The sequence below is a fragment of the Colwellia sp. E2M01 genome (assembly GCF_018860585.1).
GTDB lineage: Bacteria > Pseudomonadota > Gammaproteobacteria > Enterobacterales > Alteromonadaceae > Colwellia.
This window is the reverse complement of sequence record NZ_JAHKPR010000022.1, coordinates 118,198-130,123: the sequence shown is the minus strand read 5'-3', so window position 1 is coordinate 130,123 and position 11,926 is coordinate 118,198. Positions and strand designations below refer to the sequence as shown.

General features: G+C 36.4%; 13 protein-coding genes. 10 read left to right on the top strand and 3 right to left on the bottom strand.

Annotated elements, in window-relative coordinates; genetic code table 11:
* Positions 1-219: 219 nt before the first annotated feature.
* From flgN to flgA, 3 genes are all read right to left on the bottom strand, one after another.
* Positions 220-666: a flagellar export chaperone FlgN gene (flgN, locus tag KO502_RS04745; RefSeq protein WP_216021415.1), complete on the bottom strand. Its 447-nt coding sequence runs from the start codon at positions 664-666 to the stop codon at positions 220-222.
* An 81-nt stretch (positions 667-747) separates the two neighbouring features.
* Positions 748-1,056 (bottom strand): flagellar biosynthesis anti-sigma factor FlgM, encoded by a 309-nt coding sequence (gene flgM, locus KO502_RS04740; protein ID WP_216021414.1) that lies wholly within the window; start codon positions 1,054-1,056, stop codon positions 748-750.
* Between the two features lie 145 nt (positions 1,057-1,201).
* Positions 1,202-1,894, bottom strand: coding sequence for a flagellar basal body P-ring formation chaperone FlgA (gene flgA, locus KO502_RS04735; protein WP_216021413.1), 693 nt, complete (start codon positions 1,892-1,894; stop codon positions 1,202-1,204).
* A gap of 222 nt (positions 1,895-2,116) precedes the next feature.
* Here flgA and KO502_RS04730 point away from each other — a divergent pair, with 222 nt between their 5' ends.
* The 10 genes from KO502_RS04730 (at position 2,117) to KO502_RS04685 (ending at position 11,835) form a co-directional block, all read left to right on the top strand.
* On the top strand, positions 2,117-3,046 hold the full coding sequence (locus KO502_RS04730; protein ID WP_216021412.1) for a chemotaxis protein: 930 nt from the start codon (positions 2,117-2,119) through the stop codon (positions 3,044-3,046).
* Positions 3,047-3,351: 305 nt separating this feature from the next.
* Positions 3,352-4,182, top strand: a complete 831-nt coding sequence (locus KO502_RS04725) for a protein-glutamate O-methyltransferase CheR (RefSeq protein WP_216021411.1) — start codon at positions 3,352-3,354, stop codon at positions 4,180-4,182.
* 389 nt (positions 4,183-4,571) lie between these two features.
* Positions 4,572-4,970 carry a flagellar basal body rod protein FlgB gene (gene flgB / locus KO502_RS04720; protein ID WP_216021410.1) on the top strand — a complete coding sequence of 133 codons (399 nt, stop codon included), beginning with the start codon at positions 4,572-4,574 and terminating at the stop codon, positions 4,968-4,970.
* Positions 4,971-4,972: 2 nt separating this feature from the next.
* Entirely contained in the window at positions 4,973-5,404 is a 432-nt protein-coding gene (flgC, locus tag KO502_RS04715) for a flagellar basal body rod protein FlgC (protein ID WP_216021409.1), read from the top strand.
* A gap of 51 nt (positions 5,405-5,455) precedes the next feature.
* Positions 5,456-6,145, top strand: a complete 690-nt coding sequence (locus KO502_RS04710) for a flagellar hook assembly protein FlgD (protein ID WP_216021408.1) — start codon at positions 5,456-5,458, stop codon at positions 6,143-6,145.
* A 209-nt stretch (positions 6,146-6,354) separates the two neighbouring features.
* On the top strand, positions 6,355-7,875 hold the full coding sequence (locus KO502_RS04705; RefSeq protein ID WP_216021407.1) for a flagellar hook protein FlgE: 1,521 nt from the start codon (positions 6,355-6,357) through the stop codon (positions 7,873-7,875).
* Positions 7,876-8,178: 303 nt separating this feature from the next.
* Entirely contained in the window at positions 8,179-8,922 is a 744-nt protein-coding gene (gene flgF, locus KO502_RS04700) for a flagellar basal-body rod protein FlgF (protein ID WP_216021406.1), read from the top strand.
* Positions 8,923-9,081: 159 nt separating this feature from the next.
* Positions 9,082-9,870: a flagellar basal-body rod protein FlgG gene (flgG, locus tag KO502_RS04695; RefSeq protein ID WP_216021405.1), complete on the top strand. Its 789-nt coding sequence runs from the start codon at positions 9,082-9,084 to the stop codon at positions 9,868-9,870.
* 70 nt (positions 9,871-9,940) lie between these two features.
* Positions 9,941-10,651, top strand: coding sequence for a flagellar basal body L-ring protein FlgH (gene flgH / locus KO502_RS04690; protein ID WP_216021404.1), 711 nt, complete (start codon positions 9,941-9,943; stop codon positions 10,649-10,651).
* A gap of 92 nt (positions 10,652-10,743) precedes the next feature.
* Entirely contained in the window at positions 10,744-11,835 is a 1,092-nt protein-coding gene (locus KO502_RS04685) for a flagellar basal body P-ring protein FlgI (protein WP_216021403.1), read from the top strand.
* The last annotated feature ends 91 nt before the right edge of the window (positions 11,836-11,926 follow it).

The following is an 11,926-nucleotide window of genomic DNA, read 5'->3' as shown; positions in this document are numbered from 1 at the left end:
TGTTATTGCACATCGAACATAGCTCTGGGTTGGGAAGAAATTTAATCAGATTGGTATTAGCTATAAATATTCATAATAAAAAAGCCGTAATCTATCATGTAAATTACGGCTTTTTCTTAAATACTTCTAGGTTCTATTTTTAGTTATATTTGGGATTATATAAAACGGTTTATATTGGCTGATGAGTGACAGCTAGTGCTAATCAATAGTTATAAAGCGTTAAGCTTTAAATCCTAAGCTAGATAGTCCTGCACTTTTTTTACCTTTATTATCGTAGGTAATAGCATTTTTATTATGGCTTTCTAATAGGCTTGTTTTCATACGTTCAACAGCAAGTTGTGATTGCTGAATTATTTGACCATTAACCAAGTTTTGTTTTTGGCAATGTTCTAATAATGAAGTTATTTCTGCTAGTTCTTGGGTAAGTTTTCCTGCCGCTTTATCTTGGGCAAACACCTGGTTTAATCCAATCTCTTTATCTAATTGTTGAATCGCTAATAACAAAGTGTTTTTTTCTTGGCTTATTAGAAGTAATGCTTGAGGATCGTGTTGCTGTAATATTTGCTTTTCATTAGCAATAATCTGGGCAAGCAAAGTTAATTGCTGATGTTGCTTTGTTAGCAACTCTGTAGACGTTAACCCTTGCGAATTTGACTCTGGTAACATTGGTATGCCTTTGATTAAACTATAAATGATATATTTACAGTCTACCTTTAAATGCTATAGCTAAACAAGCATAAGCCAATGTTAGACGAGATCAAACTCAAAATTTGCAATACTTGCTGCTAATTTTTCTGGGTTTACTTTATACTCACCAGAGCTGATCGCTGTTTTTAACTCATCAATTTTCTTTTGATTAATCACAGGTGCATCCGCCGCTTTCTTTTGTAATTCACTCAATTGTTTTGCTTGTGGTGTAATTGAAACAGAGTCTTGACCTGATTTTTTTATTTGAGCATTATCAGATGCTGAGTGCGCAGTTTGTTGCTGCACTTGCTTTTTCTGTGTTTGATTAACTTGATTGTTTGTATTCAAGTTATTGATATTAATAGCCATAATCTCATCCTTTAACAATGAAATGATATTTTAAAAGAGTTCTAGTACCTTGTTATCGGCAAGCTGATAGATAACTTTAATTAAATTTATATAAAATAGGTAAGTAAAATATACCTATGGCGTATAGCGCTTTATCTGTGATTAATTATAAATTAATTATGACTTGGTTAATACCTTTGACATGAGCGGTAATAACTTTATTTGAACGTGAATTTCTCACTCTTATTTGTTCGTCCATATTAGCTGAACTTAATGCTTCACCTTGAGTTTTGATATTAAAGCTACTTGAAGCGGCAACAATGGTGACAATGTCGCCTTTACAGACTAAACAAATACTGTGCTTATTAACTAATTTGTTTTTAGCAATGCGTCTTTTTGCTTTAGCACCAAATACCTCGGCGGTATCAGTGAGCTTTTTACCTCGAATTCTATTAATAGGCATATAAGTTAACTCAACATTGTTTTCATCAAGTATGTCGCCTTTATTAATTGTATGTTTAGCCACTAAAAAAGCTTTAGTTATTTCAACTTTGGCCGATAAATATATTTTCCAGGGTGTTGATTCATCACAACTAATTTTTACATTTACATTTCTTGAGCTGCTTTTATCAGGTAGCTCTGCCGTTAAAGGAATAGCGCAAGCTTGTATAGTGATTCTCGGATCAATTTCTGCAACAGTAATAAGTACTCTTTCTTCTGCCGTTGAAGGAAATTGCTCAATGAGATAGTTTGTGGCAAATTGTTCTATATAATCACTATTAAGCTCTGTTGCAGCAGTGGTTGTGTGCTTAATAAGCAATAAGAATAAAATTAATGAAAAAATTGTTGTAAGGCGCATATATTTATTATCAATCTTAAAGTAAATGTAAATAATCGTCTATGCTTAAGCTAGGTTAGCAATGTGACGTTAAGTTAAATGATACGTCAAATTTCAGACGCTTAATGCAAATATAGTGAATAAAACTTTATAATTACGTTATATTCAAATTAATTCAAGAACTGTGCCTTATGTGTTATACCAAAACACATCATAAAAAGGGCAGTTTTACATGAGGTTCATATGGCAGGTATTCTTGATTCAGTAAACCAACGGACACAACTTGTTGGTGAAAACAGATTGGAACTATTACTTTTTAAATTGGTTGGCAGACAAAGGTTTGGTATCAATGTTTTTAAAGTACGTGAGGTTATGCCTTGTCCTACATTAACTGTTTTACCTAAACAGGATGGTTTTATTAAAGGGGTTGCTCATATACGCGGGCAAACTATTTCAGTGATTGATCTTAGTAAGTCTACCGGCGGGCCTGCAATAGAGCAAACAGCTGATAGTTTTATTATTATTGCTGAGTATAATCGTAGCGTACAAGGGTTTCTTGTTGCGGGTGTTGAGCGAATAGTGACTTTAACTTGGGCTGATGTAATGCCACCGCCAGAAGGGGCAGGTAAATCTAGTTATTTAACTGCAGTAACAGAAATAGATAATGAAATGGTGTCTATTTTAGACGTTGAAAAAATTCTCAATGAAATTAGCCCTGTATCAACCGATGTAAGCGAAGAAATTATTGATGCCAATGTAGGTGTTGATTTAGGTGATAAGTTGGTCATGATTGTTGATGATTCAACTGTTGCTCGTAATCAAGTTAAAAGAGCCTTAGAACCGTTAGGTATCAATATGATTTTAGCTAAAAATGGTCGAGAAGCGCTTGATCAACTATTAGAAATAACAGCAACTTGTGAACACAGCATTACTGAAAAAGTTGCATTGATGATTTCTGATATTGAAATGCCAGAAATGGATGGCTATACCTTAACGGCTGAAGCCAAAGGTAACGATAGAATGTCTAAAATGCCTATTATTTTACATACCTCACTAAGTGGAGTATTTAATAATGCCATGGTTGAAAAAGTAGGCGCTGAAGACTTTATTCCTAAATTTCATCCTGATGAACTAGCTACTTCAGTAAAAAAATGGTTAAAATTAGATAGATAGTTGTAGTTAACCTGAACTCTGTTTAAGATATTTTTAACCTATTGAAATAATTTACAATATTATTTTATCTAGCACTCTAGCTTGATGTTTTTTTACTTTTAAGGCAAATTTCGCGTCAATAGCTAGTCTATTGCAAGTAAATTTAATGATGAAAGGTAAGAAAGTAGCTGTTAGAGAAAGATTTATTAAACCGATCTCAGGTTAGTTAACCGCATACGTAAATAGAAATAACAGTTAACCAAATTAATGACCACCTCCATTTTATGGAAAATAGCGAAATACTTTGGAATAAATAGGAAGGTACTGTGTCAGAAAGAGAACTTAATGAAAAAAGTTATAATCAATTTAGAGCTTTTTTAGAACAACAATGCGGCATAGTGCTCGGTGAAAGCAAACAATATTTAGTAAAAAGCCGCTTAGTTCCTTTAATGGCTAAATTTCAAATAAGCTCTCTTGGTGAACTTGTTAATAAAACGCTTTCGCCTGTCGAGCGGCAATTACGTGCCGCAGTAATTGATGCCATGACCACAAATGAAACGTTATGGTTTCGTGATGATTACCCATTTAAATTACTACAAAGCAAATTATTACCGGACTTGGCCGATAGAAAAACGCCTATTAAAATTTGGTCGGCAGCAAGCTCTTCTGGGCAAGAGCCTTATTCAATCGCAATGTCAGTACTTGAATATCAACAAAAAAATCCAAGAGCATTTTCTAAGGGGGTGCAGGTAATTGGCACTGATATTTCAACAACTATGCTAGAACACTGTAAGTACGGACATTATGATAACTTAGCGCTAGCGCGTGGTTTATCTGCTGAGCGTAAGAAACGTTTTTTTGAGCCCGGCGATAATGGCATGTTAAAAGTTAAAGATGAAGTGAAGCGCATGGTGAGTTTTCGTCCATTAAACTTACTTAACAGCTATAGCTTAATGGGGCGCTTTGACATTGTGTTTTGTCGTAATGTGTTAATTTATTTTTCACCTGAAATTAAAGCACAGATCATTAGTCAAATTCATGGCGTATTAAATAACGGTGGTTATTTATACCTTGGTGCTTCTGAATCTTTATCAGGAATCAATCAAGATTTTTCTATGCTACGTTGTAACCCTGGCATTGTTTATCAGAAAAAATAAAGCCACCTCTAGTTAACTTCCGTAAAACCTATCAATTATTAAAAAGCCTTTCATAACAACTAACTGAATAACTTTATAGCGTTATAAAGGCTTATATATCTCCTTTTTTATATCAACTTTTCTGTCCTTTTTTATATCAACTTTTCTGTCCTTTCTTAAATCATTTATTCAAATGTCAATGTTGTTTATTAACTTTCATTAATACATTTTTATTGTTTGGCATAATTATTGAATGTTAAATACCTATGGTTAACAGATTATGGTTAACAGATATTGTAAAAGTTTATGGGTATTTAAACTTCTAACTTTTATAAAGTCATTTTTTGTATTTAAACGTAACTATTAATTAATAACGAGTTAATTAATAACGTAACTATCGTGAGGCTATTATGGCTATCGGATTTGATGAAAGTTTTCAACTTTATTCGCAAGGTATGCTACTTCGTTCAAAGCGAGCAGAAGTTATCGCCAGTAATATTGCTAATGCAGATACGCCTGGTTACAAAGCAAAAGGCTTAGATTTTAAACAAGCGCTGGCTAACGCGACCAATAATCAACAATCAGGTATGACTCGTACTAATGAAAAGCACTTTGATGTACGTACCGAGTTAAATAATACCGTTGATTATCGCGTACCGACACAAGCAGATACTGGTGATGGTAATACTGTAGACGTACAAGTGGAACGAAACTTGTATCTTAAAAACTCTATGGAATACCAGGCAAGCGTGCAATTTCTCACAGGTAAAATACAAGCCATGAAAAAAGTCATTAGCGGAGGTCAATAAAAATGAGTCTATTTAACGTATTTGATATCACTGGTAGTGGTATGAGCGCTCAATCCGTCCGTTTAAATACTACCGCAAGTAACATTGCTAACGCTGATAGTGTTAGTAGTAGCGCTGAACAAACTTACCGAGCTAGGCATCCTGTTTTTGCCACCGCTATGCAAGAAGCTGCCGCAGGGCAAAATGCAAAAGAGGGAAGTGGCGTAGGTGTTAATGTTTTAGGCATTGTTGAAAGTGACGCGCCGTTAAATGTTGAATATGCGCCTAGTCACCCAATGGCAAATCACGAAGGTTTTATTTATAAACCTAATGTTAATGTGATTGAAGAAATGACCAATATGATTTCTGCCTCTCGCTCATATCAAACCAATGTGCAATTAGCTGAATCAGCTAAAAACATGTTGAATAAAACATTGCAGCTAGGGAAAAACTAATGACAATTTTTAAAATGATATTTAGTTCATTGCAAGCTGAAGGAGTAGAACATGACTACAGTTAGTGACACCAGTGCTTTAGATGGCATTCGTTGGCAAACAGAAGAGTATAAGACGGCCGAACAAGATAACGGTATGCTGACTCAGGCTGACTTCTTTGCTTTATTAACACAAGAGCTTGCCAATCAAGATCCAACGAATCCAACAGACAATAATGAAATGATTTCGCAAATGACGGCTTTCTCAACTACTGATGGAGTAAGTCAATTAAATGAGTCTTTTGAAAGCTTTGCTTCTTCAATGACTTCAAGTCAAGCATTGCAAGCTTCTTCATTAGTTGGTCGCAGTGTATTAGTTCAAGATAATGTTTTTGGTATGACGGAAGGTGAGTCTGTAAAAGGTAAATTGGTTTCAGATTTACCTGCCAGTAACGTTAATATTTATGTTGAAAATATCGCCGGTGAAATTATTCAAACAGTACCCGTAGGTGATGTTGACGCTGGTGATTTTGGCTTTACGTGGAATGGTCAAACAGATAAAGGGGAGGCTGCTCCCGCAGGCGCTTATCGCTTTAGGATTGTCGGCTTAGTTGAAGGTCAAGCATCTGAGTTAGAAGCGCAAACCTATCGTAAAGTCGACAGTGTTACTTTAGCGGGATCTGGCGGTAACGTTATGCTTAACCTCAATGGTGGCAGTGCTATGGCATTAGCTGATGTGGTTGAAGTATCGGAAGGAAGTTAATTAGCTTTTACAAGTTAGTAATTAAGGCGGTAAATCTAGCCTTAGTATTGAATAACTAAGTAACTAAGTAACTAAGCAAGTAATTAACAAGTAACTAAGAAATAAATAGCTCAGAAGTAACTAAGTAAAAATTGTTTTAGCTGTAACAGCAAATCGAATATTAGCCAAACAGTGGTAAGCAAAACACCAAATTTTAAGAGGGTTAAATTATGTCATTTAATATTGCATTAAGCGGTTTAAACGCAGCACAAAAAGATCTAGATGTTACTTCAAACAACATCGCCAACGTTAACACGGTAGGTTTTAAAGAATCGCGTGCTGAATTTGTTGATGTGTATGCTTCATCGTTATTATCTTCAGGGAAAACTAAAGTCGGTGATGGTGTGTTAACTTCTGAAGTTGCTCAACAATTTTCTCAAGGTAGTATTCAGTTTACTAATAACGCCTTAGATTTAGCGATTACCGGTAATGGTTTTTTCGCCACAGTACCTGAGCTAGGCTCATTAGAAACCTCATATACGCGAGCAGGGCAATTTAAATTAAACGATGATAACTTTGTGGTTAATTCATCAGGTCAGCATTTATTAGGATTTCCTGTTAACCCAGATGGCTCATCATCATCGGTTAGTTTAAGTACTGCCGAGCCTATTCGTATTCCAACTTCTTCAGGTGCACCAGCTAAGACTAATGAAGTAGATATTAGAATGAATTTACCTGCAGGTGACAGTTATATTTCTAATGCGCCAGGTAACTTTGATCCAGAAGATCCATTAACTTTTAATAACTCTACCTCAGTAACTATTTTTGATTCATTAGGTGATAGTCATGTAATGACCTATTACTTTGTTAAAGATAACCCTGAAACAGCACCAAACCAATGGATGATGTTTGCAGCCGTTGATGGCAAGGTTATTGATATTGAAGAAGACTCTGCAGTACAAACTGCAGCAGAAACTAACGTTACAACTCAAGAAGCTAACCTAGTAGCTGCACAAGCGACTTATGACTCAATCGCATCTCCTTCAGCTTCAGATTTAGCCACACTTAATTCAGCAAAAACGGCACTTGCTGATGCTATTTCAGCAACCACACCTACAGGTGGTGGTACTTCAGGCCCATTATCAGCGGATGGTGGTGTACAAGGTGCTCGATTAACTTATAATTCATCTGGTGATTTTATTAGTCAATCACCTTCGTTAACTAATGGTGGTATTAGAACGGTTTCATTTGCTGATCATTTACCTAATGGCGCAGATCCAACACAAACTGTTGCGATTGATTTTAACCTTGACCCATTAGCACCAAACCCTAATGAGCCTACCCAATTTGCTTCTAACTTTGAAGTAACTGCGTTAACGCAAGATGGTTTAGCCGTTGGTCGATTAACGGGTATTGACATTGGTAGCGACGGTTTAGTACGTGCAACATACAGTAATGGTACCTCAGAGCCTTTATCACGTATTACCATGGTTAACTTTGCTAATGAGCAAGGCTTAAGTCAAGTAGGCGGTACGTCATGGAAAGAAAGTATTGCCTCAGGTGAAGCATTAGCAGGTGAGGCTGACTCTGGTACGTTTGGTAGTATTAATTCATCAGCATTAGAGCAAGCTAACGTGAACTTAACGACTGAGCTTATTGATTTAATTTCAGCACAGCGTAATTTCCAAGCTAACTCTCGTTCACTTGAAGTTGATAACCAATTAAACCAAACTATTTTACAAATTAGATAATAGTTAGGGGGGGGTGTAGGCGGGAACTTGTTCGCGCGTTATTAATCGTTACCCCTAGTAATAGTTACAAAGCTAGTCGCTGATCTTTATTCAGTTGACTAGCTTTTTAGTTTTTATCAGTAATTTAATTTATCCGTATACTCCCGACAAGTTAGTGCTAATTCCTAGGTGCCAACTTTCTACGCGCTACTTATCTAATATCTAATTGTCACTTATTCATTTTGTCATTTATAACTATTTATTGCTATTGGCACTCTATTTGCAAATACCTTAGATATACTTTTATTTTTTTGGAAAATCATTATGGATAAGTTGCTTTATATCGCCATGAGCGGTGCTAAACAAAACATGCATGCCTTATCAATTAATGCCAATAATCTGGCAAATGCCAAAACCACTGGCTTTAAAGCTGATTTGGCACAAGCTCGAAGTATGCAAGCTTACGGTGAAGGTATGCCTTCTCGAGTATTTTCAATGACGGAGCGAGCAAGCCAAAATTTTGACTCGGGCTCATTAATTCATACCGGACGTTCATTAGATATTGCGGTAGAAGGAGAAGGCTTTTTTGCAGTACAAGCAGAAGATGGTCAAGAAGCCTATACCCGCGGTGGTCATTTACGTTTAACTGAAACCGGCGCATTAGAGACTAATGACGGCGAATTGGTTATTGGTGAAGATGGACCTATTACGCTACCTCTTCCCGTTAACAATATTCAAATAGCGCGTGACGGTACCATTATGGTACAGCCAGAAGGCGCACCAAGCTCTGTTCAAGAAGAGGTTGGTCGTATCAAAATGGTAAACCCTGATACACGCTTGATTGAAAAAGGTAATGACGGTCTATTTCGCGCTAAAGGCGGAGGACAATTATTTGCCGATGTTAATGTAAGTGTTTTAGGCGGATCGTTGGAATCAAGTAACGTTAATCCCGTAAGCGAAATGACCGATATGATTGCCTTACAACGTCAGTTTGAAATGCAATTAAAAATGATGAAAACAGCAGAAGAAAATGATTCAAGCGCTTCTTCATTGTTACGCGCTTTCTAGTTTTAATAGCTTTTTATTTTTAATAAATAAAGCGGTATTAGCTAAAGCTGTATTTGTTATAGCAACAAATTAAAGCAGCAAGTTATAGCAATAAAAAATTTCAGCGATTATTTACCATCAACTAAAGATAAATAATCACTAAACAATCAGAGGTGATATATGAACCCAGCATTATGGATTAGTAAAACCGGCTTAGATGCGCAAAATAAAGATATTGCGGTAATTTCTAACAACTTAGCCAACGCCAGTACCGTCGGCTTTAAAAAGAGCCGAGCTGTTTTTGAGGATTTACTATATCAGAACATAAACCAGCCAGGTGGTCGTACCTCACAAGATACCGAAGCACCATCAGGGTTAATGCTAGGTGCGGGGGCTAAAGTTGTTGCTACTCAAAAAATTCATACGCAAGGTGACATGATCACCACAGATAACGTCCTTGATTTAATGATCCAAGGTGATGGTTTTTTTGAAATACAACTACCTGATGGCAGCTCAGCTTATAGTCGAAATGGTCAATTTACCATGGATGAAGAAGGCAATATGGTAACGCCTGGAGCTGGTTATTTAATTCAGCCACAAGTAACTATTCCTGAAGATGCGTTAAGTATTATTGTGTCACAAGATGGTGAAGTATCAGTAACGTTACAAGCACAAGCCGAGCCGGCAGTGGTAGGACAAATTAACTTAATTAACTTTGTTAACCCAACAGGTTTACAGCCAATTGGACAGAACCTGTATACCGAGACAGCAGTAAGTGGAGCGCCTCAAGAGGGGATTCCTGGCTTAGAAGGTTACGGGATGATAGTACAAGGTGCGTTAGAAACATCTAACGTAAATACTACTGAAGAGTTGGTTAATTTAATTGAAAGCCAACGTGTTTATGAAATGAACTCAAAAGTAATTTCAGCCGTTGATGAAATGCTTAGTTATATCAATCAACAGTTATAGTTTTTGATCATTTACAACATTTAACGATTAACATTAATTATAACTTAATAAAAACTTACAGGGGGCAGTGATGAAAAACCAAATTATTGAAAAGGTAGCGAAGTTTTTTTCTCTGAGCTTATTAATTGCGGTAACTACAGCATGTAGTAATACCATAGAGTTAAGTAAAGCATTGCCTAACGATCCTGATTTTGCGCCAATAATGCCAGAAGAAGAAGAAGAGCGCATTGTGCCATCAGGATCATTATTTAAACCTAATTACGTCAATAATATTTACTCTGACTCTAAAGCGCATCGGGTTGGCGATATTATCTCAGTTATTTTGAGTGAGAAAACCCAAGCAAATAAAAATGCTAAAACAGAATTGAAAAAAGAAAATGAAACGAATTTAGATGCTGTAACTGGTTTTGGTGGTGTGCCTGTTAGCATTAATGGAGAGTCATTAAGCTTTGGGCTTAGCCAAGACTCAAACTTTAAAGGCGACTCTAAAGCCGATCAAGGTAATAGTTTAAACGGCAATATTTCAGTACATGTACTTAAAGTATTAGCTAATGGTAATTTAATGATTCGCGGCGAAAAGTGGTTAACGTTAAATAATGGTGATGAATATATTCGCTTAACAGGAATTATTCGCTCAAAAGACATCAACTCTAATAATACTATTTTATCAACCAAGGTAGCTAACGCGCGTATTCAATATTCAGGGACAGGTAGTTTTGCTGATGCTAATGAGCAAGGTTGGTTAGTTAAATTCTTTAATAGTACGTGGTGGCCATTTTAGTTAGCTCCTCGTATTACTGAAATGTTAGTTTGAAATATAACTAAAATAGCACTGAATCGATATTGAAGGCATACAAGCAAGGTATGAATATTATGAAATCTTTAATCAACACATTTATCCTTTTTACATTACTGGCTCCACTGGCAGTAAACGCACAGCGTATTAAAGATTTAGCCGATGTTGCCGGCGTTCGTCCTAACCAACTTATTGGTTATGGTCTTGTAGTTGGTTTACCGGGCACTGGTGAGCAAAGCCCTTTTACCGAACAAAGTTTTAAAACTATGTTAAGTAATTTTGGTATCACCATGCCTGAGTCGATGAAACCAAAAATTAAAAACGTTGCGGCTGTTGCTGTGCATGCGCAACTAGATGCTTTTACTAAACCCGGACAAACTATAGATGTAACCGTTTCAAGTATGGGCAGCGCAGAAAGTTTACGCGGTGGTACTTTATTACAAACTATTTTAATGGGGGTTGATGGTAATGCTTACGCAGTAGCACAAGGCTCGTTAGTAGTAAGTGGTTTAGGCGCGCAAGGGTTAGATGGCTCGCAAGTATTAGTAAATATTCCAACTGTTGGCCGTATATCAAATGGTGCGATTGTTGAGCGTGAAGTCATATCTCCTTTTTCTTCAGGTGATTACATAACCTTTAACTTACGTCATTCTGATTTTACTACGGCTAAATTATTATCTGACACAATTAATGAATTGATTGAAGGCTCTGCCACGGCGATTGATGCAACATCGGTAAGAGTGACAGCACCACGTGATATTAGTGCTCGTGTTAGCTTTTTATCAGTACTTGAAAACCTTGAATTTGAGCCAGCCTCTCCCGCTGCTAAAATTATTGTTAACTCGCGTACTGGCACCATAGTTATTGGCTCAGAAGTTAAATTACTTGCTGCAGCAATAACACATGGCGGTATTACGGTTACAATAAATGAAAATCAAAATGTGTCACAACCTAATGCTTTTGCTGAAGGTGACACCATAGTTACTCAGCAATCAGATATAAATATTAGTAATTCGGATGCACGTATGTTTGTGTTTCAACCGGGTGTGACATTAGAGACATTAGTCCGCGCAATTAATGAAGTAGGTGCAGGGCCAGGTGATGTTATGGCTATTCTAGAAGCATTAGATCAAGCGGGAGCTATTCGTGGCGAGTTAGTCATTATTTAGTGTTCATGTTTATCTTGTCGTTGTATGAATCGATTTAAGCGTCAAAAGTACTCATTGACTAACGTCAACTCCGTGCTATTTCCTTTAAATC

What these genes read in the sequence shown, in the direction of transcription:
- flgH (WP_216021404.1), top strand. Translation starts at nt 9,941, where the DNA reads ATGAAAAACCAAATTATTGAAAAGGTAGCGAAGTTTTTTTCTCTGAGC.
- KO502_RS04705 (WP_216021407.1), top strand. Translation starts at nt 6,355, where the DNA reads ATGTCATTTAATATTGCATTAAGCGGTTTAAACGCAGCACAAAAAGAT.
- KO502_RS04710 (WP_216021408.1), top strand. Translation starts at nt 5,456, where the DNA reads ATGACTACAGTTAGTGACACCAGTGCTTTAGATGGCATTCGTTGGCAA.
- flgF (WP_216021406.1), top strand. Translation starts at nt 8,179, where the DNA reads ATGGATAAGTTGCTTTATATCGCCATGAGCGGTGCTAAACAAAACATG.
- flgM (WP_216021414.1), bottom strand. Translation starts at nt 1,056, where the DNA reads ATGGCTATTAATATCAATAACTTGAATACAAACAATCAAGTTAATCAA.
- KO502_RS04730 (WP_216021412.1), top strand. Translation starts at nt 2,117, where the DNA reads ATGGCAGGTATTCTTGATTCAGTAAACCAACGGACACAACTTGTTGGT.
- flgA (WP_216021413.1), bottom strand. Translation starts at nt 1,894, where the DNA reads ATGCGCCTTACAACAATTTTTTCATTAATTTTATTCTTATTGCTTATT.
- flgC (WP_216021409.1), top strand. Translation starts at nt 4,973, where the DNA reads ATGAGTCTATTTAACGTATTTGATATCACTGGTAGTGGTATGAGCGCT.
- KO502_RS04685 (WP_216021403.1), top strand. Translation starts at nt 10,744, where the DNA reads ATGAAATCTTTAATCAACACATTTATCCTTTTTACATTACTGGCTCCA.
- flgN (WP_216021415.1), bottom strand. Translation starts at nt 666, where the DNA reads ATGTTACCAGAGTCAAATTCGCAAGGGTTAACGTCTACAGAGTTGCTA.
- flgG (WP_216021405.1), top strand. Translation starts at nt 9,082, where the DNA reads ATGAACCCAGCATTATGGATTAGTAAAACCGGCTTAGATGCGCAAAAT.
- flgB (WP_216021410.1), top strand. Translation starts at nt 4,572, where the DNA reads ATGGCTATCGGATTTGATGAAAGTTTTCAACTTTATTCGCAAGGTATG.